The sequence below is a fragment of the Thermanaerosceptrum fracticalcis genome, from assembly GCF_000746025.2.
Classification (GTDB): domain Bacteria; phylum Bacillota; class Peptococcia; order DRI-13; family DRI-13; genus Thermanaerosceptrum; species Thermanaerosceptrum fracticalcis.
Window position 1 is genome coordinate 3,391,799 of sequence record NZ_CP045798.1, and the last position, 22,908, is coordinate 3,414,706.

The window sequence follows — 22,908 nt, forward strand, 5'->3', positions numbered from 1 at the left end:
TTCTTATAAAAAACCTAAATGAGAAGGCGCATAGTGGAGTCTCTAATTCCCATTCAATTTAGTTTGTTACCGTTTTGACCTGGAATGGAGGAGTTTTTATATGGAGAAAAAGTATTTTCTTACAATTTTATTACTCTTGATGGCCATTACAATTTCCATAGCAATCTATAAATCCCAAGAACTAAAAAGAACTTACAAGGCACAAGTGTTACAGGGCTTAGAAAATATAAAGAAGTCACAGCAATCAGTGATTACTGAAGATGATATCAGGCACTTACCCCAACCCGTACATAAGTATCTAAGATATGTGGGCGTCATCGGCAAGGAAAAAATAGAAAGTGTTAGAGTAGTATGTGATGGTGAATTTAGACCTGCCCCCCAAAAAAACTGGGCAAAGGTGGAGACGGAACAATATAATTTCTTTACTGAGCCTACACGGATTTATTATATAGGCTTAAAAATGTCAGGTGTTCCTGTAGTGGGATTACATTCTTACAAGGATGCTAAGGCGACTATGCTTATAAAACTAGCGGGTTTGTTTACGGTAGCAGATGGAAAAGGGCCGATCATGAACTCGGCTGAAACGGTAACTGTGTTTAATGATATGTGCATACTGGCCCCTGCCACATTAATTGATAAGAGAATTGAGTGGGAAGAACTAGATTCCTTGACCGTAAAAGCCACCTTCAAGAATAAAGACAATAAAATATCCGCATTATTATATTTCAATGAGAAAGGTGAATTAATCAATTTTATTTCCGACGATAGGTACTATTCGCCAACAGGCGATACTTATCGTAAGGCGAGATGGTCTACCCCTGTAGGTGATTATAAAGTAATAAACGGGCTAAGGCTCCCCACATATGGGGAAGCAATCTGGCAATTTCCAGAGGGCGATTATTGCTATGCAAAACTGCGGATTAAGGATGTTGAATATAATCCTAAAAGCTTTAGATAGCTATTGTTTAGATAATTAATACAAACATTTAGGTTCACCTAAAGACACGACTAAACTATAAAGCTGGTATATCAGTGACAGATGGGAGATAGAAAAATGGCTTTCCTTGAACTTGTTAGCAAGAGACAGAGCGTGCGGGATTATCTGGAGAAACCCGTTGAAAGGGAGAAGATAGAGAGATGCCTGGAAGCGGCAAGGCTAGCGCCTTCTGCCTGCAACTCCCAACCATGGAAATTCATAGTTGTGGACGACCCCAACCTGAAAGAGGCAGTGGCCAGGGAAACCTTTAGCAGTGTTATTTCCTTTAACAGGTTTACCTTGAAAGCACCGGCAATAATCATAATAGTTTCAGAGAACCGTAAGTTGCTTCCTCAAATAGGAGGAGCAATAAAAGATAAACCCTATCACCTTATAGACGTAGGAATAGCAGCAGAACACATCTGCCTTCAGGCCGTTGAGGAGGGGCTGGGTACCTGCATGGTCGGCTGGTTTAATGAGTCTCCTCTTAAAAAACTCCTTGGTATTCCAGAACGAAAAAGGATTGAACTCTTGATTACCATTGGTTACCCTTCTGCAGAGGCTATCCGTAAAAAGAATCGTATTGAACTGCCAGGAATCTATAGCTACAACAAGTATGAATAAGTCCGCTAATTTATATAGTAAGAGGGGGAGAGTAATGAAATACGATTTTGACAGGATAATTAACAGGCATAACACCTATTCGGAAAAATGGGATCACCTGGAGGAACTCTTTGGGTCTAAGGACATACTTCCTATGTGGGTTGCCGATATGGATTTTCAGAGCCCTCCTGCAGTGGTTGAAGCTATAAAACGTCGTGCGGCGGAAGGTATTTACGGATATACCTTTATGGATAAGGCCTGTATAAATGCTTTTATGAACTGGTTTAGCCGCAGACATGGCTGGAAGATATCACCACAATGGATTACAGAGTGCCCGGGAGTAGTTACGGCTTTAAGTATTGCTGTTGACTGTTTCACTAAACCAGGAGACAGGATTATCATTCAGCCACCTGTGTATTATCCTTTTTTTAATGTTGTAAAAATGAATGGACGAAGTGTGGTGACTAATTCCCTGGTTCTAAGAGATAATTTTTATACTATGGATTACACTCACCTCGAGACATTAATGCAGGACGGAGCAACCATGCTTATCCTATCGAACCCCCATAATCCGGGCGGCAGGGTATGGTCAAGGGAGGAACTGGAGCGACTAGGGGAGCTTTGTCATAAGTATAAGGTTATGGTAATCTCTGATGAAATCCACTGTGATCTGGTTTTCCGCGACCACAAATATACTCCATTTGCCTCAGTTTCCAGTCAATTTGCAGAGAATTCTATTACCTGTGTAGCCCCCACTAAGACCTTCAACCTTCCTGGTATCCAGGCATCCTTTATTGTGATACCCAACGAGGAATATAAGCGGATATTTGACTATAAACTTAAGACTCTGTCTTTGACCACACCAAACTTTTTTGTTCCCGTGGCAGTGAAGGCCTGCTATGAGCAGGGGGAAGAATGGTTAGAAGAGCTCCTACAATATGTGAAGGGTAATCTAGATTTTGCATTAGGATTTATAGCCAAGAATTTGCCTCAACTGGAGGCAATCGTGCCAGAAGGAACTTACCTCCTCTGGGTTGACTGCCGTAAATTGGGTCTAGATGCTCAGGGAATGAAAGAGCTCATGTATCATAAAGCCAGGGTGGCCTTTAGCGAGGGTTCGGTGTTTGGCCCAGAGGGTGAAGGTTTTGTGCGCATTAACCTTGCCTGTCCCCAGTCAGTTTTGGAAGAAGGGCTAAAGAGGTTCTATGAGGCCGTTCGTAAATAAAAAATGCTTATCCATTCCAAGGTTCTTTTCATACCAGTGTTCTCTGGTCAATAGCCTATCAGAGTTGAGCTGGTGACAGAGATGTCGCCAGCTTTTGCATTTAGGTTGTGAAAAAAAAATATAAAGGAATTGAGGAGCAAACATAGAATATTTCGAAAAAGAAATATCGACCTTTTTTTGTATCTCGTAAAATAACAAAAATTGATGAGGTGTTTACAATGGATCTTAGTTCTTTTAAGCAAAACAATGAGATTTTTCATACTATCTTAGGAGCCTTGCGCGAAGGTGTCAATGTCGTAGATAAAGACGGTATTATACTTTACGCTAACCAGAGTTCGGCTAATTATGCTAAAGCTCATATAGAGGAAATGATAGGCAAACACATAACTGTTTATTATCCTAAAGCTGCACTTCTCGAGGTACTAGAAACACGGAATGCGGTATTTGACAGGAAAATTATTCATGAAACGAACAGAATATTTATAGTAAATGCCATTCCCCTTTATATCAAAGGTGAATTCGCCGGAGGTGTGGCTACTTTTAGGGATATAACAGAAATCGAGAGGCTGTCCAAACGATTGGAAAGCCTGGAGATGGAATTGGCTCTTAGTAGAATGAATGATGTATTTGAAGCCATTATCGGTAGCGATGGCAGTTTGAAAAGTGCCATAGATAAAGCCCAACGAAGCATTGCCTCCTTAGGTGGGCCACGACATAGTGTAATTGTGGGGGAAACAGGGACTGGCAAAACCATGTTAGCCAAAGCAATGTACAGTTTCGCAGAGAGAATGGGAGTAATAAAGCATGGAGCTCCTTTTGTTGAGATAAACTGTGCCCAATTCACCAACTCGGATATAGCTGCAATGGAGGTTTTCGGAACAGAAAAAGGTTCATTTACCGGAGCATATGATAAACCTGGCTTAATTGAAATTGCTAATGGTGGAATATTATTTTTGGATGAGGCTCAGGCTTTGGGAGCTCATCAAACTATGCTGTTAAAGGTTATTGAGTCTGGCACGGTGAGAAGAATTGGTGGAAGATCAGAACGGGAGGTAAATGTAATCATTATTACAGCCTCAAGTAAAGATTTAAAAAAGGAATTCATTCCAGAGCTTTATCAGCGGCTGGCCCAGTATCAGATTGAATTGCCTCCATTGAGAAAAAGAAGCGTCACTGAGAAAGATAGACTAATGAATTACTTCATTGCTCTATACCAGATGGCGGCTAAAAATCGTTACAATATTACCCTGGAAATAACTTTTACAGACAAAGCAAGGGAGATTTTGTTAAACGCTGCTTACGAAAGGAATATTAGACAGTTTCGGGATGTGATTAATGCCTCAATTGATTCAGCTGCACCGTTAATAAGCAGCGTGGAAAAGAATAAGCAGGAATTGAGAATTATTGTAGATGAGTCCAATTTACCCTTTGGAATGTTTACGGATAGTACTGATAAAGACTTAATAGTGTCAGAACCTGCAGAATCACTTGAGGGATTAATTCAGCAGCTACATGAAGAGGGGTTAGGCCCAAGGAAAATTTCCAATGAATTAAAAAGAAGAGGTATAAAGCTAGAATATTATCAAATAGCGTATAGGCTTAAGAACTATAAATTAAACAGTTTTACCCTTAGGGCTAATAAAGAATAGTTAACTCATATTATCCTGGTATGGTGGAAGCCAACCAGGATATTCTTTTTCCGGATTGGGCTGGATGTGGCAGAAAATAACAATAAATTCTAACAAAGTACAACACGGTGTTATAGAATTATAACACTGTGTTAGATGCATAACGGGGATATATTTTTAAAAATCAATTAAATTCAGCATATTTTGCATTATTCTTTGTTGGCATGAATTTTGCATAATAAAAGTGGTGTCAAAAAAATTGAGGGAGGTTGTTAATTTGTTCAGAAAAAAAGGAATTGCCTGGATGCTTTTGTTGGTTTTCGTTTCTGTTGTTGTTGCTGGTTGTGGTGGCGGGGGTGATAAACCGAAGGACAAACCTGCTGCTGAACAACCCAAGGTTACTACTATTAAGGTAGGACACGTTTTAGCTCCTGACCATCCCTATACTATTGGCTTGAAGAAGTTTGCTGAATTAGTTGATCAGAAAACTCAAGGTAAAGTTAAAGTAGAAGTATTCCATAGTTCCCAATTGGGTAATGAGAGGGATATGATTGAGGCACTTCAGTTAGGAACACAACAAATGGCTCTCGTATCAACAGCTCCTCTTGCTGGATTTACCAAAAAATTCCTGGTTTTCGACCTGCCCTTCATTTTTAAAGATTACCAATCAGCATATAAGGTTCTTGATGGAGAGATAGGACAAGGTATTTTAAAGACCCTTGATTCTGTGGGTATTGTTGGTCTTACTTACTGGGAGAATGGTTTCAGACATGTTACTAACAGCAAACGTCCCATTAATAAACCTGAGGACCTAAAAGGACTTAAGATTCGTCTCATGGAGAACCCCATTCACATGGATACCTTTAGAACAATGGGAGCTGACCCTACCCCTATGGCATTTGGTGAACTATTCACGGCACTACAGCAAGGTACTGTAGATGGACAGGAAAACCCTGTACCCATTATCTGGACCTCTAAATTCTATGAAGTTCAGAAGCATATGAGCTTGACAGGCCATTTCTATGCTGCGGCTCCTCTGTTAGTTTCAAAGAAATTCTTTGATGGATTATCCCCTGAAATACAGAAGGCTTTAAAGGAAGCGGCTGTAGAAGCAAGAGATTTTGAAAGAGATTTGTTGGCACAACAGAACAAGGATTTTGTAGGCAAGCTAAAGGAAAAAGGAATGAATATTCTTGAAGTTGATAAAACTCCATTCAAAGAAGCAGTGAAGCCTGTATATGCTAAGTATGAAGCAGAAATTGGCAAGGAATTGATTGAAAAGGTTATAAGTGCACAGTAAATTATTTAAATGAGGCAGGCTTTATGCCTGCCTCGGTTTACATAAGGGGGGGAAGATATTTGATTATCAAAAAGATATACGCAAATTTTGAAGAGTATATTTGTATTGCTCTACTTGCAATAATGTCAGTCGTTGTGTTTTGGCAGGTTGTCTGCAGGTTCATTTTAAAAGCCGCGCTCCCGTGGTCAGAGGAATTATCAATATATATTATGGCTTGGGTTACTTTTTTAGGAGCTAGTGTGGGTGTAAAACGTGGTGCTCACATAGGTGTTGAGGCGATGATCACCTTTCTCCCAAGGAAGATTCAAAAGTATTTTACCTTATTATCGTATGTTGCATCAGCCATCTTTTTCCTAATGCTGATTTACTTTGGGTCTCTGATTGTTCAAAAGCAGATAGCAACAGGGCAAGTATCTCCTGCCATGCGGATTCCAATTTATTATGCGTATTTATCAATACCAGTAGGGAGTGCCCTAATGTCCCTGAGGTTTTTTGAAAAAATCATCAATGAATTGAAAGTGCGAAATAGGGAAAACGCTAATGAACTTCATGTAGGGGGGAATTAACCAATGGGTGGTATTCTTTTTGGGAGTTTTGCTGTATTAGCAGCTTGCGGATTACCGATAGCTGTCGTATTAGGCTTAGCCTCAGTAATTACCCTTGCAACAATGAGTGATATACCTCTTTTGGTCGTAGCCCAGCGGATGTTTACAGCCGTATCATCCTTCCCCTTAATGGCTATACCCTTCTTTATGATAGCAGGTTCCTTAATGGAGGGAGGAGGTATATCCCGGCGGTTAATTAATCTGGCAAATAAAATGGTAGGTTCTATTACTGGTGGTTTAGCACTAGTAGCAATAGTTACCTGTATGTTTTTTGCCGCTATTTCCGGCTCCAGCCCGGCAACTGTAGCAGCCATTGGGTCTATTATGATTCCTGCCATGGTCAGTGCTGGTTATGATATTGCATTCGCATCTGCTGTAATGGCTGCTGCTGGTTCAATTGGCGTAATTATTCCGCCGAGCATACCTATGGTTACCTATGGTGTGGTTGGGGGTGTATCCATAGGTGCATTGTTCCTGGGAGGATTCGGTTCCGGGTTGTTAGTAGGTTTATCACTAATAATTCCCACTTATTTTATAGCGAAGAAAAGGGGTTACACAGGAACAGGAAGTTTTAATCTAAAGGAAGTAATTATTGCCGCTAAAGAGGCAGTATGGGCATTGCTGATGCCGGTGATTATCCTGGGCGGAATATACGGAGGAGTGTTTACACCCACAGAAGCAGCTGCGGTAGCCGTTATCTATGGCTTTATTGTAGGGGTATTCGTGTATAAAGAGTTAAAGATTAGTGATATGGGAAGGCTTCTTGCAAACTCTGCTGTTAGTACTTCTGTAGTCATGCTGATAATTGCTACAGCATCTGTCTTTGGCTGGATAATGACAAGCGAAAGAATTCCTGACGCAGTTGCTGAGGCTTTTGTCAGCTTTACCAACAGTAAAATAGTAATCCTGCTTCTTATTAATATCATGTTACTCATTGTGGGATGCTTTATGGAAACCAATGCGGCTATCATTATATTAGCCCCAATATTTATTCCCCTAGTTGTAAAAATGGGTGTAGATCCTATACACTTTGGTCTCATTATGGTCGTTAATACAGCCATCGGTATGTTTACACCGCCATTAGGAGTTAATCTCTTTGTAACATGCGGTTTAACTAACATAAGAATTGAGCGACTATCAAAAGCCCTGATCCCATTCATTGTGGCCATGGTTATTGCTGTTCTGCTCATCAGCTATATTCCTGCAATTTCTATGTTTTTACCAACTATCCTTATGAAATAGAGGGGATATAAGTGAATAGAAAAGTAGGTGACACCCATGCTAAACAAATCCCTAGTGAATAGTTTGAAGCAAATTGTTGGTAGTGAAAATGTAGTTACTGGCAGAATACCGCTGTTTACGTATTCGTATGATGCCTCTCAGTTTCCTGGCAGGCCAGATGTTGTGGTTTTCCCCACCACAACTGAGATGGTTTGTGCATTGTTTCACTTTGCGGCGGAACAGGGATTAAACGTCACACCTCGGGGAGCAGGAACCTGTTTAAGCGGCGGAGCTGTGGCCTCCGAGGGTGGTATTGTAATATCAATGAATAAGATGAACCGTATTATAGACATAAATCAAGTAAACAGAACTGTCCTGGTTGAAGCAGGAGTAATTAACAAGAGCATCCAGGCGGCCGCGGAACCCTTTGGCCTAATGTTTGCCCCAGACCCTGCTAGTCTCAATGTATCAACAATTGGTGGGAATATTGCCGAAAATGCTGGAGGAATACGCGGGGTCAAATATGGTTGTACCAAGGATCATGTGCTGGGTTTGGAGGTGGTAATTCCTTCTGGTGAAGTTGTGAAAACGGGCCAACTCCTCTCGATTTCAGAAAGTCAGATAGATTTGAGTTATTTTCTGTGCGGTTCTGAAGGTACTCTTGGTATTGTTACTAAGGCCTTATTAGCATTGACTCCCATCAATCCTGAAGTTGTGACGATGACGGCGGTTTTTAATGACCTGGGGGATGCAGGAGACTGCGTGGCTGAGATTATAGCCAGGGGTGTAACCCCTACAACAATGGAAATCATGGATAATACCCTCATCAAAGCTGTTGAGGATTATGCTAAACTGGGCTTGCCTAAAGATGCGGAAGCCCTGCTGCTTTTGGAGGTAGACGGGTTCAGTTCCGAGCTAGAAAGCCAAGTTCCCAGTATTATTGAAGCATTTCGGAAGAACAGAGCAAAGAATTATAGTATTGCCGGTAATGAACAGGAGCGTCAGGCACTGTGGAAGGCAAGGAGATCAGCCAATGGAGCTTTAGGGAAACTAAAACCATCTATGGTTGTGCAAGATGTAGTGGTTCCTAGAGACCGGCTTGCCGCAATGTTAAGAAATGTTTCGGCCCTAGCAAAAAGATACGGCATAATAATTGCCCAGTTAGCCCATGCGGGAGATGGTAATTTACATCCCCATCTTCTTTATGACCACAGGGTTCCCCAGGAGGCAGAGGTAATAGAGCACGTATGTGATGAAATATTCAAAGAAGCTCTTGCCCAGGGCGGGACCTTGTCAGGTGAACATGGCATCGGATTAGAAAAGGTCAAGTATATGCCGCTGGCTTTCAGCCAGGAAAGTATTTCTTATATGAAACAATTGAAGCATGCGTTTGACCCTGAGTCTCACTTTAACCCAGGCAAGCTGCTTCCCTAGGGCGAAGGAGGAAAAAAATGACACGATTAGAAATTATTGCTGCCTTGCAAAAGCTGATTGGTGATACTGGATCAGGCGGCAGCAATAGATACGAAAGAGTATTAGAAAAAAATAGACCCGAATTGATCCTTTACCCCAATACTGTGGAAGAAGTTTCGACTATTGTAAAACAGGCTAATATATATAAAATACCTGTCTATCCTGTCGGCAATGGTACCAGGTTTTTAGAGGGAACAAGGGGCTTCCTAGAGGGGATACTGCTATCTACTAATAGGCTCAAGGGGGTAGTGGAATATCGTCCTGACAACATGAGTGTTGAGGTAGAGTCAGGTTTAACTATCAGTGAACTTCGAGATTTTCTAGTTAAGGACAACATTTTTTTTCCTGCCGAGTCGGATCATGGACTGGACACAATTGGGGGACTAATAGCTACTAACGGTTATGGCAGGAAGAGATACCTTTATAAGAGCAGTCGCTTTTATGTAATGGGCATGGAGTTTGTCTCTCCTCAAGGTGAAATCGTTAGAGTGGGAGGAAGAACAGTTAAGAACGTTAGTGGTTATGATGTTAGTCAGCTTTTGGCGGGTTCATGGGGCTTATTTGGTATTATTACAAAGGTAACACTCAGGCTAAAACCCCTACCAGAGAAGAATATTAAGTTGTCGCTTACCTGCCAGAATTTGCATGAAATTCAAGATATTACGGAATCTTTGCATAATGAGCGGATAAGTCTGGCGTCCCTTCTTGTAAAGAAAAGAGAGGCAGAAATAGTATTACAGCTGGAATTGGAAGGCTTTAAAGATGCATTAGAAATGCAGGAAAAAGAACTAAAGGCTAAATATGGATTTGATAAATCACCAGAATTGGTTGAGAAAGCTTATAACTCTCAAGTACATCTAATGGTAATGCCCGACAAATCTCTGGATATTATCAAGAGACTTGATAGTTGGGAAAAAAGGCACGGTATTAAAGTTAATATGCATGGTATTATTACTAACGGCGTATTTGAATTAGAATTTGATGAGCTACTCTTTAATTCAAATATGCTGAATGAGTTAACCGCGGATATACAAGAGCTCCAGGGAAGGCTTGTATATAAGGGAAATGTTATTGCTGGTATAGCCAATGATGTTACGTACAAAAGACTTCTTGCTGATATTAAAAGACAGGTTGATCCTAACGGTATATTAGTTCCTGAGAGCTTGTTTTTGAAGGAGTAGATATTTATGAAGCATATGGAACTTGTAGAAACAATAATGAAATGTAATCGTTGTGCGGCCTGTCACGATGTTTGCCCCACATATAAAATTTCCGGTGATGAATTCTCAGTAGCACGTGGGCGGCTGCGGTTGCTCCGCATGGGTTTGGAGAACCAAATAAATCTGGACGGGGAACCAGAACTGGAGAGGTTTGTAAACGAATGTCTTCTCTGTAAGGCATGTGAGGTTAATTGTCCTTCTAACGTTCCTACAACACAAATAATAAGTGATATTAGGGCTCGTCATACTGCTAAAAAAGGACTACCTCTGCCAAAGAGATTTTTATACAGAGGATTTTTCTCTAATCCCAGAAGATTAAACCTTGCCCGCAAGTTGGCGCGGTTATATCAAAAGAGTGGCGCCCAGTGGTTAATTAAACAGGCAGGAATTATGAAGGAATCTAATAACTTAATGCCAGAGATGCCTAATTTTAGCGTAAGGGATAATTTACCCTTTGTATTAAAGGAAATGCCTGAAGCAAAGCATAAGGTGGCTTATTTTCTCGGCTGTTCAATAAATCAGTTTTTTAGTAATGTGGGAATCGCTACAATAAAAGTCCTTCAGGCCAATGACTGTTCTGTAATTGTACCGGAATTGCACTGTTGTGGGGCTCCTCACCAGAGTGCTGGCGATCTTGAGGAGTACAAAAAATTGGCCCGTTATAACCTGGATAAGTTATCGGAGCTAGATGTGGAAGCAATTATTGTTGATTGTGCCACTTGTGGGGCCATCCTTAAGGAATATGTGGAACTATTTGAAGAAGAAACTGAATATAGGGAAAAGGCAATTAAGATAAAAAACCTGCTTGCAGACATAAGTTCATACCTTTTACAGCTTGGTTATAGCCATGGAGAGAAAGAAATTGCCTGTACAGTCACTTATCATGATCCTTGTCACAGCGTAAGAGGTTTAAAAGTAAGTGACGCACCCCGGGAAATCCTAAAAAATATTCCAGGAATCTCTTTCGTGGAAATGAAAGAAGCGGATATGTGTTGTGGCGGTGCTGGTTCTTACGGTATCTTCCATCCGGACATCTCCAGGAAGATATTGCAGCGCAAAATGAACAATTACCAGGGAACTGGGGCATCTGTCCTTGTCACTTCCTGTCCTGCTTGCATGATGCAACTAAAATATGGCCTGAAAACCTACGGTATTCCTGGGCAAGTTAAACACATGGTTGAGGTTTTGGCGGAGTCCTACGGCATTTAATACTCCCTCACAAGATCTCGCACAAAAGAATGAAATTTTTTATACCATATTTGGTGCTATAAGAGAAGACTAAAACACTCTAACATTCGAGACCATTCTAACAATAAGCGTTAGAAATACTAACAAAATATTTAGTTAAATCGTCAGGAAGACTTGATTTGTCCTTGTATTTCGGCTGTGTAATGTTATTAGGTCTCTTGGCATAAATCTTGCATTTATTTTTTCATAGATTTAGATGATTTAAGGGGGAATGTGTAATTACATGGACGTTACTATGTATGACATTAATATCAAAAAGATTGAAGTAAAAACTAATTATCTTGCACGTAGACAGGGATACAGCAGCGGTTTCGGTTTATAAAAGACAAGGAAGTATGGAGTAAAAACAAAATATTACTTCTGTTTGACCTAAAAAATATATTAAAATATTAACAACAATGAAAATTTTGAAAACATTTTGCAGAGCCGAGGGTGGCTGATTTTTCTTTAGGAAATATCAAGAACATCGTGCGACAATAATGAACGAATTTCTTATAAAGCAGTTGCTTTATAAAAATAGAAAAATTAAAAGGGGTGTCTATTATGGCAAAGAAGACAATTCATGATTTCAATCAAATGGTAGCTAATGGTGAAAAAATTGTATATCTAACAGCATACGACTATTTAACTGCCAAGATGCAGGAAAAAGCCGGTGTGGATATGATTCTAGTGGGCGACTCCTTAGGTATGGTAAGTCTGGGTTATGACACAACTTTCCCTGTAACCATGGATGATATGATCCGCCACTGTCAGGCAGTACGCCGCGGTGCTCCCAATACCTTTATCGTAGGGGATATGCCCTACATGTCATACCAGGCTTCAGATGAGCAAGCCATTGCCAATGCAGGCCGTTTCGTAAAGGAAGCCCTGGTTGATGCTATCAAGCTGGAAGGCGGCGGGCCCATGATCGCCAGCCGCATTAAGGCCATCCAGCAGGCAGGTATTCTCGTAATGGGTCATATCGGTTTAACACCCCAATTTATGGGTCAGATTGGCGGCTATAAAGCCCAGGGCCGCAGTGCTGGAGATGCTTTAAAGCTTGTTAATCAAGCTAAACTGGTAGAAGAAGCGGGAGCTTTCAGTATTCTGGTGGAAGGCGTACCCTCCGCTGTAGGTAAAGCTATAACTGAAAGGGCAGGCATACCTATCCTTGGTATTGGTGCAGGACCTTACACCCACGGCCAGCTCCTGATCTATGCGGACATGGTAGGCTTTTATGATAACTTCACCCCCAAGTTTGTTAAGAAGTATGCCAATGTAGGCGAGATATTAACAAACGCCTTTAAGGCCTATGCCGATGAGGTCCGTCAAGGCCAGTTTCCCATCGATGGTGAACACACCTACAAGATGAAGGAAGAGGAAGTAAAAGAATTTTTAACACTGCTTGAGAGTCAGAAATAACTTTTTAAGACTTTCCCACCCCATCTATATAGGCCATCGCCCGCAATGAGCGATGGCCCAAAATAATGGATAAAAGACAGAACGATGTGCGGTAATAAAGAACAAAGAGGAGTGAGTTTTAATGACTTTTAAAAGTGACATCGAAATTGCTCAGGAAGCAAAACCCCAGGTTATCAATGAGATTGCAGAAAAATTGAACATTAACCCGGAGTATGTTGAAAACTACGGCAAATACAAAGCAAAAATAGACTACAATATTTTGAGTCAAATGAAGGATAAACCCGATGCCAAGCTTATCTTAGTTACTGCTATTAACCCTACCCCTGCAGGTGAAGGCAAAACAACAACAACAGTGGGTCTTGGTGATGCCCTTTCTTACATAGGTAAGAAGACCGTTATTGCTTTAAGGGAGCCATCCCTGGGCCCAGTATTTGGTGTAAAGGGAGGAGCCGCAGGTGGTGGCTATGCCCAGGTAATACCTATGGAAGACATAAACCTCCATTTTACCGGTGACCTGCATGCTATCGGGGCTGCAAACAACCTCATTGCCGCTATGCTTGATAACCATATTTACCAAGGAAATGAACTGGATATTGATGTAAGAAGAATAACCTGGAAGCGCTGCCTGGATATGAATGATCGCCAGTTAAGATTCCTTGTAAACGGTCTAGGCGGTAAGGCTAACGGAGTACCCAGAGAAGATGGCTTCGATATAACCGTGGCATCAGAAATAATGGCCATACTCTGTCTCTCCAATGACTTAGAAGATCTTAAAAAGCGAGTGGAAAAAATAATAATCGGCTACAACCGTAAGGGTGAGCCAGTCACCGCCGGTGACATCAAGGCTCAGGGTGCTGTAGCCGCCCTTCTGAAGGATGCCTTAAAGCCTAACTTGGTTCAGACCTTAGAGCATACCCCCGCCTTCATTCATGGCGGTCCCTTTGCCAACATCGCTCACGGTTGTAACAGTGTTATGGCCACCAAGATGGCTATGAAGCTGGGTGACTATGTGGTAACAGAAGCCGGATTCGGTGCAGACTTAGGTGCAGAGAAATTCGTAGATATCAAGTGCCGCTTAAGTGGCCTCAAACCAAATGCTGTAGTAATAGTAGCCACAGTGAGAGCACTAAAATCCCATGGGGGCGTCGCTAAAGCTGATCTAAACCAGGAAAATCTGGAAGCACTGAAAAAAGGCGTGCCCAACCTCTTAAAGCACGTAGAAAACGTAACCCAAAACTATGGTCTACCAGCAGTGGTAGCCATTAACCGATTCCCCACCGACACGGAAGCCGAGCTTATGTTCATAGAGGAAGAGTGCAAGAAGCTAGGAGTAAATGTAGCTCTATCGGAAGTATGGGGCAAAGGCGGAGCCGGCGGTGTTAAACTTGCCGAGGAAGTATTAAAGCTTATTGACAAAGGTGACAACAACTTTAAGTTTGTCTATGATGTAAACCTGCCAGTAAAGGAAAAAATCAAAGCCATTGCCACCAAAATTTACGGAGCCGAGGGTGTGGACTTTGTCGGTTCAAGTACTCAAGATATAGAGAACATTGAAAAAATCGGTTATGGCAATCTCCCTATCTGTATGGCCAAAACCCAGTATTCCTTATCCGATGATCCTAAGAAATTAGGGAGACCGGAAGGATTCAGAATATCTATTCGCGCTGCTAAGGTTTCAGCAGGTGCGGGCTTTATCGTAGCCCTAACTGGAGATATTATGACTTTACCTGGTTTACCCAAAGTGCCTGCCGCAGAGAAAATTGATGTGGATAATACCGGAAAGATTTCCGGGCTGTTTTAAAGATATGAAAAAATACATCATCACAATACCTCTCCATTATAAGATAGTATGGCAGCCGGGAGGTTGCCATACTATCAAACCTTTTTCGAAAAAGAAGGATAAAAAGGAGGAGACAAGATGCTTGAAAAAAGCGCCCGTGAATTCTTAGAACTCCTTGCATCAAAGGAACCTGTACCAGGCGGCGGTTCGGCCTGTGCTTATGTCGGCGCCTTAGGCATGGCTTTAGGCTGTATGGTAGGTAACCTCACCGTTGGTAAGAAGAAATACGTCCACGTAGAAGAAGATATTAAAGCCCTTTTAGAAAAGGGATATGCAATAATTTCTGATCTGACAGAACTTGTTCAGAAAGATATTGAGGCCTTTTATCCACTTTCACGGGCTTATGGTTTGCCCGGCAATACCGATGAGGAAAAGAAATATAAAGAAGAAAAGCTGCAGACGGCTTTAGAAGGAGCAAGTTTAGTGCCTTTAGATATTGCCCGCTTGTGTACTAGAGCAATAGACCTACAGGCTGAGTTTTGTGAAAAGGGTACTCGTATAGCCATTAGTGATGTAGGGGTTGGTGTGGCCTTCTGCGAGGCGGCTCTTAAGGGAGCTAAACTCAATGTATTAATCAATACAAAGATAATGAAAAATCTAGCACTTAAAGAAAAAATAGAAAGTGAATTGAAACAAATAGAGGATGAATATATCAAAAAGGCCCAAGTCATATTCGCGAAAGTCGAAAACATGATTACAGGAGGGGGCAACTAATGACTGCTATTCTCCAGGCCAAACCTGTTGTGCAGGCCCTGAAAGAAAAAATCCAGGAAGAAGTAAAAGGCCTGAAAGACAAAGGCATAACCCCTACCATGGGAATTATTCGGGTTGGTCAGCGACCTGATGATGTATACTACGAGAACAGCATCATCAAGAACTGCCAGTCAGTGGGCATTGAGGCAAAGGTTTATGCTGTGCCTGAAACCATCAGTATGGAAGAATTCGTACGCCTGATAAATCAGGCAAACAGGGATTCGGATATCCACGGTATTCTCATCTTTAGACCCTTTCCTGCCCATTTGGACGAGGATATTGTAAAACACTTAATTGATCCTGAAAAAGATATCGACTGTATGAATCCTGTTAATTTAGAAAAAGTATTTGAGGGTGAAACAGAAGGACTGGTACCATGTACTCCCGCTGCTGTGATTGAGACCTTAAAATATTATGGATATCCCTTACAGGGTGCCAATGTGGCCGTAATCGGTCGAAGCCTGGTGGTAGGAAAACCCCTGGCTATGATGTTCCTGAAGGAAAACTCCACGGTAACCATCTGTCATTCCAGAACCAAAAACATGCCCGACATTACTAAGCAGGCGGATATCGTAGTGGCTGCTATTGGGAAAGCAAAGGCTATAGATGAGAAATATTTCACAGAGAAGTCTGTGGTTATTGATGTAGGTATTAATGATGCCGGAGACGGCAAAATATGCGGTGATGTGGACTATGAGGGAGTAATTAACAAGGTAGCAGCAATAACACCCGTACCTGGCGGTGTAGGTACAGTCACCACCACCATCCTGTTAAAACATGTATTAATAGCCTGCAAGAAGCAAACAAGGTAGTGGGCTTTAGGAGGTATTACCATGCAGGATAAAAGATATCTTACACCTCAGGAAATTAGTGACACTTGCACAAATATAGGTATAAAAAAATGTAGCATATGTAATAAAAAGCTTTTCGTTCTGGCCATTCTGGGAGGGATGTACATTGCCTTCGGAGCCTCTAGCGCCAACATGGCAATTCATAATTTGCCAGCCTCAGCAGTAGGTATCAAAAAGCTCATTGCCGGCACCATCTTTCCTGTGGGCTTGATGATGATTATTATTGCTGGGGGAGAGCTTTTTACCGGAAATAACCTGATAACAGTGGCTGCCCTACAGAAAAAAGTGTCGTGGAAAGCGCTCTTGAATAATTGGATTATTGTGTACTTAGGAAACTTTATTGGGGCTTTCCTGTTAGCGTGGCTTTTGTTTAACAGTGGCATCTTTAATACAAGTCAGGGGCTTTTGGGTGAATTACATATCAAAATTGCCCAGGAAAAATTAAACTTAACTTTTTCTCAGGCCTTTATCCGAGGTATTCTTTGTAATGTTCTGGTAGCCTTAGCAGTTTGGATGAGTTATGCTGCAACGGGAATAGTTGATAAGATTTTTGCCATCTGGTTTCCGGTGATGGTTTTTATCATAGGTGGTTATGAGCACTGTATCGCTAACATGTATTACATTCCTGCAGGTATGATTACCGCCGGTAGTAACGCAGCCAGTTTGGGGTTGACCTGGCCAGCTTTTATTGTAAAGAATCTTATACCCGTTACCCTTGGTAACATCGTGGGCGGTGCCGTAGTAGTAGGCGGTTTCTACTGGTTTATCTACTGTAACGAAGCTTCCTCCGTGGTTAAGGAGACTGTACCTGGTTTTATGAAACCTCAATTGACAGTAAAGGAATGAGTAAAAATGCAAAAAAACCGTAAGCTGGTGGAAGGTGCCCTTTTAATAGCTATCAGTGTCATTCTTACACGATATATGAGTATTAAAATATCTGTATTGGGTGTGGATGGGGTAAGAATCGGTCTTGGTGTTATGCCTATCATTATTGCTGGTTTGAGAAATGGGGCATTTGAGGGAGCTAAAGTCGGCGCCTTGGCTGATATTATTGGTTATGCTCTAAGCCCTGGCGGCGCCTACATGCCTCATTTCACCTTAACTAGCGCCTTAAACGGCATACTACCCCCATTATTAATAGGGAAGAAAGAAAACATTAACTCTGGGCGGATTATCTTTTCTGTGGGTCTCACATTCCTAATAACCAGTATGATTTTGGTGCCATATTTTTTGAATATACTTTTTGGTATTCCCTATAAGGTAATCTTTCTACCCCGACTCATCTCTTTCATCCTTAATGTGTTTTTAATGAATACAACCCTGATTGTTTTGGAAAAGAGAGTTAACATTCTTTCCTTTGATAAGGCTTTGGCCCATTAGAGAGAAGGGCAAAAGTCTATGGAATGCATTAGGTATGCTTTCATCGTCTACTTAGAGGATGACTTTCTTTTTTTAGAAGGTTTATTCTTGTAATAAGACGAATTAGGTTAGAAGACTAATTTTGGGAGCTTATATGAAAATGTTAAAACGTAACAGGCCAAGCCTTGCAGGAGCGATTAATAGATCTCTCCGCGGGCAGGGTAGACTTAAGAAAAGTTGGAGAAATATATTTATAAAGAGGCGTGATGTATTGGATAAGAACTTGTGGGAAAGATGTGTGCAGTTTCATGGTCATGAGTGCCCGGATCTGGCCATAGGATATAAAGCAGTAGAAGCGGTTAGAGAACAATTAGGGATTCGTTTCTCCACCGATAAAGCTATATGATTGGAAGGAGTAAAATGCTGTGCTTTATCGAACTCAACAATTCTTATGAAGATTGGCAGGACTTGGTATGGAATATTTAAGCGGTGTTGTTGAACGAATCACCTATGAAAACGAAGAAAACGGTTTCAGCGTAATAAAAATAAAATCCAAGGGTTTTTCTGACCTTGTTACGGTGGTGGGGAATCTTGCTGCTGTAAATGTCGGGTCCATTGTTCCAAAGTAATGGGGTTTCTACAGCTTATGCAGTAAAAATATATAAAACCTATGGCAATGAGAGTATCGATATCGTGAAAGCTAATCCTTACAGGCTGGCAGATGATATTTGGGGCATTGGCTTCAAAACTGCCGATAAAATCGCAGGGCAGATGGGATTTGAAAGGAATTCCTTTGAGCGCTGCCGCTCAGGGATTATTTATGTATTAAATGAGTTGGCCAACGAAGGCCATTGCTACGCAACAAGGGAGCAGCTTTTAGATGAGGCAGAGAAGATGCTGGAGCTTGAAAAACCTTTGATTGGTGAGACCCTTGAAAGAATGATTGCAGAAAAGACAGCCATAGCCGATGAAGATAACGCTATTTTTCTTCCCCCCTTTTATCATAGTGAATGGGTGCAGCCAAAAGAATTAAAGAAATCCTTGTGGTTAAAAGCCCTTATCAAACATTAGATGTTCAGGACGTAATAGAGGCAGTGGAGCGGGAAGAAGGCATCAAGATTGTGGTTGCCCAATTCACAATACAGCAATTACATGATGCTTAGAGAAATCTGCTTTATACCTGCATTACAAGGGCTAAAAAACTGATGATTCTTGTAGGAACAAAAAAAGCAGTGGGAATGGCTGTAAGCAATAACAATAGTATAAGACGCAATACCAAGCTTACAGAAAGGCTTTGTAATAGCAGATGACTGACGTTGTCTGAAACCGACTATTATAACAGCTGTTGGAATTAATGTTACCCTTCAATTTATTTGTCCGCGACGAACTGGACATCACCTGCGGTTGGAGTGAGATATGTATAGCCATTAGGATATAGTATGAGTAAACATATCACACGGGCTATACGCAGTTAAAGGCGATAATCTACATAAAATAACATCCTGTCCAATTGCTGGTGCAAACCTATTCGGAAAACTGAAAAGGAATTTCCCGTCTTTATCGCCCGACCGGCATCTCAGATAATAAATCCCGGTCGGTTATTTTTCTGAGGATAGGAGTTTTTCCATGAATATCTCTACCGCTTTGGAGGTTGTTGGCTCTTTTGGCCTTAAGATAGACAGGGAGCGGAAGAGGTGTTTTTCTTTGATGTGTAGAGCGGTTAGTTCCTCTGCATCTAACTCTTTGCGTATGATTAAACAGGAAACTAGGGCGATGCCCAGGCCTGCAATAACCGCCTGTTTCACTCCTTCATTGCTTCCAAAAACAAAAGACCGCTTAACTCGTAGTCCCAAATCCTCAATCAGAAGATCGGAAAAAGCACGGGTACCGGATCCGCTTTCCCTGAGAATCCATACCTGATCTTGCAAATCTTCAGTTGTGACAACGGGCAGACGGGCCAAGGGATGATTGTTTGACACCACTAAAATCATTTCATCTTTGGCGAACGTTTGGATATTCAAATCCACATGACTAACGTTCCCTTCCACCAGTCCAATGTCAAGGTGATTGGAGTGGATTTTCTGGGCAATCTCCTCCGTGTTGTCAATAGCAACCTCTATATCAACTTTGGGATACTGGACGGCCAACTCCGCCAGGAGTGCTGGAAGGATGTATTCCCCGATGGTAAAACTGGCACCAATTTTTAAAGAACCTGTGACCTCATTTTTCAACAGGTTGATCTTCTGTTTGGCTTCTTCATAAAGCAAGAGAATCTTTTTGGCGTGCTGATAGAGGATATCGCCAGACTGGGTTGGCTCTACATGTTTCGATGATCGATGAAGGAGTTTTGTTCCCAGTTCATTTTCGAGGTTCCGGATGTGTAAGCTTACACTGGGTTGAGATATATATAGGATGTCGGCTGCACGTGAAAAACTTTTTTGTTCGATGACGGTAACGAATACTTTGAGTGTGTCAACAATCATTAGGTGTCCTCCTTCCTTAAAAGGACCATTACCTTAGATTATAAATCAAAATTTAAGTGGATAGCACAGAATACGCCGACGAAAAGATTCGATTTCTTAATACTACGAATAAGGTCTTTCGATTGCTCGACAAATCACTACAATTTATAGTTTTAACTATGAAGAACGGTTTATTAGATATTGAGGAGGAGACACTAGTATTGCATGAACTAAAAGTCAGTTTGTCAAGTGTCGCATGATAACGTGATTCCCAGGAATTATGGGAAATTCCTCGAATAATCGCCCTATAGAACGAAAAGTCCTTATAAATTAGAAGATTTTTGCTTTATTGTATCCGTCTCCCCATTCAAGTTACAATGTTGAAAAAACTACTGGAAGGAGGTTTTTAGATGTTGCCCTACAAGATTCTGTTTCACGTTAATGAGCTTAATCGTTGGCCTGTCGCTTTGCTTAACCTGCGCAACTTAATTAAAGACACCGGATCAGAAAACATCCAAGCTGAGGTCGTCGCCAACGGCCCTGCGGTTCTTCTCTATGCTACTTCCCCGGAGATCGGGGAAAAACTGCCGCCAACCTGGAACAATGAATTCCGTCAACAGCTCCTGCGGGACATGCAGGAGCTTCGGGAGCTGGGCATTCCTTTTCTTGCCTGCGCTAATGCCTTGAAGATGAATGCCTTGGAAGAGAAGTCTCTCCACCCCTTCGTGACCGTCATCCCGGCAGGTATTACGGAGATCGTCAAGAAACAGGCTGAGGGTTACGGTTATGTCAAACCCTGAACGAGCCGACACGACCATGGTGCATCTTCTTCTTGGCCTTGACCCTATGTCCCTCAGCCGTTCCCCGTATATCCCGGTCGTCAACAACCCTGGCATCCTCACCGCCCAGGACATCGGGCTCCATATCAACCCCCTGGCACCTGTCCGTCTGGGCAACAGCTCCGGCGAAGGAGCCCGGCAGGTGCTTTTGTCCCAGCCCAAGCGCAGGGAAGCGGAAGCACTTGCCGCCAGGATCACTTATTTCGAGCTTAACACCACTTTATGGACAAATTCAAAAGCAGCAAATTTCTACCCCACACAGACATCGATCGCTACCCAAGCGTCAAAGCGCGCCTGCAGGCCCGCCGCCAGGCGCTCTAGCATCCGGTACAATCCCATATTTGGCCCCTTTAGAAAAACCGGATGAATCTCCCCGGCTTTGCTTGTATTCGCCCCTCTTTACCACTCTGCATACAACATTCATCCTTTTGCGGCTCTAACGTGATAAGCTTCGTCCAACATCGAAGCATCATGAGCCAACCCGCTTTCTGTATCATAAGTCTTCCTTATTGTCTGTATAGGATATCGATATTGACTGCTTAGTCCTGGGTCATTTATAGTGATTCATGTCAAACCTGCAGGGAGTATAAGACAATGAAGGAGGACGTTGAATGTTACAACAAGAAAGAGAGAGTTCACTTCGCAAACAGGATGTGTTGCGACAAGTGAGGAAAGGAGTGTCTTTTTCAGCACCTGCAGCGGAACAAACAAACTGGGGTCCGTTTACGTTAGGCATTCTGTTTACCCTGACCATTGCCGCAGCAGGGACTGCCTTGGCTTATCTTCCAGGGCTAAATCGTGTCGGGGCGATGTTAACTTCGATCCTGCTTGCTGTCGTTTACCGAAATATCAAGGGATATCCCGAGTCCTTGAGGGAAGGAATCCGCTTTTCGGGGCACAAAATACTGCGTTTTGCCATCATCCTTTACGGCTTTAAATTAAATATTGATGTTGTTTTGCATAAGGGGATGACTCTACTGCTCTATGATGCGCTGAGCATTGTTTTGGCCATTGGAGTAACGATGCTGGTTGCCAGGTTGATAGGGGCCGAAAAACAGCTGTCCCTTCTTTTGGGGATCGGAACAGGGGTCTGCGGAGCGGCAGCCATTGCCGCGGTTGCTCCGATTCTGAATACGGATGATGAAGAGACCGCCATCGGGGTGGGCATCGTTGCACTCATGGGCACCGTTTTTACCCTCACTTACACTTTCTTGCGCGGCTACCTTCCCTTGAGTCCTGTGGAATACGGAGTATGGAGCGGTGTCAGTCTGCATGAGATTGCTCATGTCGCCGCTGCGGCGGCACCTGCCGGCACGGAGGCTTTGGCAGAAGGACTGCTTGCAAAGTTGGGGCGTGTCTTCCTCATGCTTCCCTTGAGCTTTATTCTGGCTTCCTGGATGCGCCGGAAAGGAAATGCAGAAGTAAAACAAAGCACACCGTTCCCTTGGTTTCTTGTCGGGTTCATGCTGACCAGCCTCATGGGAACATACTTGCCGATCCCGCAAGCCGTTTTGAATACCATTTCCACCGTGGCCTCCTTTTTCCTGGCTGCAGCTATGGTCGGTTTAGGATTGAATGTACATCTTGCTAACCTGAGAACGCGGGCCTTGCGTCCCTTAACGGCTATGTTTGCCGCTTCGCTCGTGGTGTCCGTCGTTTCTTACTTTATTTTGCAGTTCTGAACAGTAACCTGTACGTAGCGCCTGCTAAAAAAGTTCTTTTTGCCGCGTTTGTTTCTCCTGTGGAATCCATTGCCGTCCATGGCAGGTTGGATACTCATAAATGTTCGTCGCTCATCCCGCAGGTGTGAAAGAGAAATGTGCTTACTTAGTTCAGCGCTGACACGGGTAGGTGTTTTTGACAGAATCGACGTGGCTTTAGATACTGTAACATGAAAATAAAAG

At 42.4% G+C, this 22,908-nt stretch carries 22 protein-coding genes and 1 pseudogene; 22 read left to right on the plus strand and 1 reads right to left on the minus strand.

The genetic code is table 11. The features are described from left to right. Positions 1–100: 100 nt before the first annotated feature. The 19 genes from BR63_RS17250 to BR63_RS17335 all read left to right on the plus strand — a co-directional run bounded on the left by BR63_RS17250 (position 101) and on the right by BR63_RS17335 (position 18,774). Complete coding sequence (locus tag BR63_RS17250; protein ID WP_034421105.1) at positions 101–958, plus strand: DUF6544 family protein; 858 nt, start codon at positions 101–103, stop codon at positions 956–958. A gap of 96 nt (positions 959–1,054) precedes the next feature. Beyond that, positions 1,055–1,600: a nitroreductase family protein gene (locus tag BR63_RS17255; RefSeq protein WP_034421106.1), complete on the plus strand. Its 546-nt coding sequence runs from the start codon at positions 1,055–1,057 to the stop codon at positions 1,598–1,600. A 34-nt stretch (positions 1,601–1,634) separates the two neighbouring features. After that, positions 1,635–2,804 carry a MalY/PatB family protein gene (locus BR63_RS17260; RefSeq protein WP_034421107.1) on the plus strand — a complete coding sequence of 390 codons (1,170 nt, stop codon included), beginning with the start codon at positions 1,635–1,637 and terminating at the stop codon, positions 2,802–2,804. Positions 2,805–3,022: 218 nt separating this feature from the next. Further along, positions 3,023–4,453, plus strand: coding sequence for a sigma 54-interacting transcriptional regulator (locus BR63_RS17265; RefSeq protein WP_034421109.1), 1,431 nt, complete (start codon positions 3,023–3,025; stop codon positions 4,451–4,453). 256 nt (positions 4,454–4,709) lie between these two features. Then, positions 4,710–5,732 carry a TRAP transporter substrate-binding protein gene (locus BR63_RS17270; protein ID WP_034421110.1) on the plus strand — a complete coding sequence of 341 codons (1,023 nt, stop codon included), beginning with the start codon at positions 4,710–4,712 and terminating at the stop codon, positions 5,730–5,732. A gap of 23 nt (positions 5,733–5,755) precedes the next feature. Then, entirely contained in the window at positions 5,756–6,298 is a 543-nt protein-coding gene (locus BR63_RS17275; RefSeq protein WP_034421112.1) for a TRAP transporter small permease, read from the plus strand. Positions 6,299–6,301: 3 nt separating this feature from the next. Then, positions 6,302–7,579, plus strand: coding sequence for a TRAP transporter large permease (locus tag BR63_RS17280; protein ID WP_034421113.1), 1,278 nt, complete (start codon positions 6,302–6,304; stop codon positions 7,577–7,579). 36 nt (positions 7,580–7,615) lie between these two features. Beyond that, positions 7,616–8,992, plus strand: a complete 1,377-nt coding sequence (locus BR63_RS17285; RefSeq protein WP_034421115.1) for an FAD-binding oxidoreductase — start codon at positions 7,616–7,618, stop codon at positions 8,990–8,992. A 17-nt stretch (positions 8,993–9,009) separates the two neighbouring features. Next, a complete protein-coding gene (locus BR63_RS17290) occupies positions 9,010–10,212 on the plus strand; it encodes an FAD-binding oxidoreductase (protein ID WP_034421118.1) in 1,203 nt (400 codons plus the stop codon). A gap of 6 nt (positions 10,213–10,218) precedes the next feature. After that, positions 10,219–11,460, plus strand: a complete 1,242-nt coding sequence (locus tag BR63_RS17295; RefSeq protein WP_034421119.1) for a (Fe-S)-binding protein — start codon at positions 10,219–10,221, stop codon at positions 11,458–11,460. Between the two features lie 582 nt (positions 11,461–12,042). After that, positions 12,043–12,900, plus strand: a complete 858-nt coding sequence (gene panB / locus BR63_RS17300; protein WP_034421120.1) for a 3-methyl-2-oxobutanoate hydroxymethyltransferase — start codon at positions 12,043–12,045, stop codon at positions 12,898–12,900. Between the two features lie 121 nt (positions 12,901–13,021). Continuing rightward, on the plus strand, positions 13,022–14,701 hold the full coding sequence (locus BR63_RS17305) for a formate--tetrahydrofolate ligase (protein ID WP_034421122.1): 1,680 nt from the start codon (positions 13,022–13,024) through the stop codon (positions 14,699–14,701). A gap of 117 nt (positions 14,702–14,818) precedes the next feature. Further along, positions 14,819–15,454: a cyclodeaminase/cyclohydrolase family protein gene (locus tag BR63_RS17310; protein WP_034421124.1), complete on the plus strand. Its 636-nt coding sequence runs from the start codon at positions 14,819–14,821 to the stop codon at positions 15,452–15,454. Next, a complete protein-coding gene (locus tag BR63_RS17315) occupies positions 15,454–16,305 on the plus strand; it encodes a bifunctional 5,10-methylenetetrahydrofolate dehydrogenase/5,10-methenyltetrahydrofolate cyclohydrolase (RefSeq protein WP_034421126.1) in 852 nt (283 codons plus the stop codon). The genes BR63_RS17310 and BR63_RS17315 overlap by 1 nt, the downstream gene beginning before the upstream one ends. 21 nt (positions 16,306–16,326) lie before the next feature. Next, positions 16,327–17,190: a formate/nitrite transporter family protein gene (locus BR63_RS17320; protein WP_034421127.1), complete on the plus strand. Its 864-nt coding sequence runs from the start codon at positions 16,327–16,329 to the stop codon at positions 17,188–17,190. Positions 17,191–17,196: 6 nt separating this feature from the next. Continuing rightward, the gene (locus BR63_RS17325) at positions 17,197–17,724 is read left to right on the plus strand and encodes a folate family ECF transporter S component (RefSeq protein ID WP_034421129.1); all 528 of its coding nucleotides are present in this window, start codon (positions 17,197–17,199) and stop codon (positions 17,722–17,724) included. Between the two features lie 250 nt (positions 17,725–17,974). Then, positions 17,975–18,109: an FmdE family protein gene (locus BR63_RS17330; RefSeq protein WP_081908080.1), complete on the plus strand. Its 135-nt coding sequence runs from the start codon at positions 17,975–17,977 to the stop codon at positions 18,107–18,109. Between the two features lie 67 nt (positions 18,110–18,176). Continuing rightward, positions 18,177–18,332, plus strand: coding sequence for a YrrC family ATP-dependent DNA helicase (locus BR63_RS19885; protein ID WP_338055995.1), 156 nt, complete (start codon positions 18,177–18,179; stop codon positions 18,330–18,332). Continuing rightward, positions 18,319–18,774, plus strand: a complete 456-nt coding sequence (locus tag BR63_RS17335) for a helix-hairpin-helix domain-containing protein (protein ID WP_051965549.1) — start codon at positions 18,319–18,321, stop codon at positions 18,772–18,774. Before BR63_RS19885 ends, BR63_RS17335 begins: the two co-directional genes overlap by 14 nt. Positions 18,775–19,301: 527 nt before the next feature. On the opposite strand, the gene BR63_RS17340 is transcribed toward BR63_RS17335, so the two are convergent. Next, a complete protein-coding gene (locus tag BR63_RS17340) occupies positions 19,302–20,186 on the minus strand; it encodes a LysR substrate-binding domain-containing protein (RefSeq protein WP_034421133.1) in 885 nt (294 codons plus the stop codon). 389 nt (positions 20,187–20,575) lie between these two features. Here BR63_RS17340 and BR63_RS17345 point away from each other — a divergent pair, with 389 nt between their 5' ends. The 3 genes and pseudogenes from BR63_RS17345 to BR63_RS17355 all read left to right on the plus strand — a co-directional run bounded on the left by BR63_RS17345 (position 20,576) and on the right by BR63_RS17355 (position 22,686). Next, the gene (locus BR63_RS17345) at positions 20,576–20,965 is read left to right on the plus strand and encodes a DsrE family protein (protein ID WP_034421134.1); all 390 of its coding nucleotides are present in this window, start codon (positions 20,576–20,578) and stop codon (positions 20,963–20,965) included. Positions 20,966–20,972: 7 nt separating this feature from the next. Beyond that, positions 20,973–21,325: pseudogene (locus tag BR63_RS17350) on the plus strand (ASKHA domain-containing protein); the annotation flags it as partial. A gap of 290 nt (positions 21,326–21,615) precedes the next feature. Continuing rightward, positions 21,616–22,686 (plus strand): YeiH family protein, encoded by a 1,071-nt coding sequence (locus BR63_RS17355; RefSeq protein ID WP_051965551.1) that lies wholly within the window; start codon positions 21,616–21,618, stop codon positions 22,684–22,686. Positions 22,687–22,908 lie beyond the last annotated feature (222 nt).

Excerpts from the sequence above, each read along its gene's own strand:
- BR63_RS17250 (WP_034421105.1), top strand. The coding sequence starts at position 101 with ATGGAGAAAAAGTATTTTCTTACAATTTTATTACTCTTGATGGCCATT.
- BR63_RS17255 (WP_034421106.1), top strand. The coding sequence starts at position 1,055 with ATGGCTTTCCTTGAACTTGTTAGCAAGAGACAGAGCGTGCGGGATTAT.
- BR63_RS17260 (WP_034421107.1), top strand. The coding sequence starts at position 1,635 with ATGAAATACGATTTTGACAGGATAATTAACAGGCATAACACCTATTCG.
- BR63_RS17265 (WP_034421109.1), top strand. The coding sequence starts at position 3,023 with ATGGATCTTAGTTCTTTTAAGCAAAACAATGAGATTTTTCATACTATC.
- BR63_RS17275 (WP_034421112.1), top strand. The coding sequence starts at position 5,756 with ATGCCTGCCTCGGTTTACATAAGGGGGGGAAGATATTTGATTATCAAA.
- BR63_RS17280 (WP_034421113.1), top strand. The coding sequence starts at position 6,302 with ATGGGTGGTATTCTTTTTGGGAGTTTTGCTGTATTAGCAGCTTGCGGA.
- BR63_RS17285 (WP_034421115.1), top strand. The coding sequence starts at position 7,616 with ATGCTAAACAAATCCCTAGTGAATAGTTTGAAGCAAATTGTTGGTAGT.
- BR63_RS17290 (WP_034421118.1), top strand. The coding sequence starts at position 9,010 with ATGACACGATTAGAAATTATTGCTGCCTTGCAAAAGCTGATTGGTGAT.
- BR63_RS17295 (WP_034421119.1), top strand. The coding sequence starts at position 10,219 with ATGAAGCATATGGAACTTGTAGAAACAATAATGAAATGTAATCGTTGT.
- panB (WP_034421120.1), top strand. The coding sequence starts at position 12,043 with ATGGCAAAGAAGACAATTCATGATTTCAATCAAATGGTAGCTAATGGT.
- BR63_RS17305 (WP_034421122.1), top strand. The coding sequence starts at position 13,022 with ATGACTTTTAAAAGTGACATCGAAATTGCTCAGGAAGCAAAACCCCAG.
- BR63_RS17310 (WP_034421124.1), top strand. The coding sequence starts at position 14,819 with ATGCTTGAAAAAAGCGCCCGTGAATTCTTAGAACTCCTTGCATCAAAG.
- BR63_RS17315 (WP_034421126.1), top strand. The coding sequence starts at position 15,454 with ATGACTGCTATTCTCCAGGCCAAACCTGTTGTGCAGGCCCTGAAAGAA.
- BR63_RS17320 (WP_034421127.1), top strand. The coding sequence starts at position 16,327 with ATGCAGGATAAAAGATATCTTACACCTCAGGAAATTAGTGACACTTGC.
- BR63_RS17325 (WP_034421129.1), top strand. The coding sequence starts at position 17,197 with ATGCAAAAAAACCGTAAGCTGGTGGAAGGTGCCCTTTTAATAGCTATC.
- BR63_RS19885 (WP_338055995.1), top strand. The coding sequence starts at position 18,177 with ATGGAATATTTAAGCGGTGTTGTTGAACGAATCACCTATGAAAACGAA.
- BR63_RS17340 (WP_034421133.1), bottom strand. The coding sequence starts at position 20,186 with ATGATTGTTGACACACTCAAAGTATTCGTTACCGTCATCGAACAAAAA.
- BR63_RS17345 (WP_034421134.1), top strand. The coding sequence starts at position 20,576 with ATGTTGCCCTACAAGATTCTGTTTCACGTTAATGAGCTTAATCGTTGG.
- BR63_RS17355 (WP_051965551.1), top strand. The coding sequence starts at position 21,616 with ATGTTACAACAAGAAAGAGAGAGTTCACTTCGCAAACAGGATGTGTTG.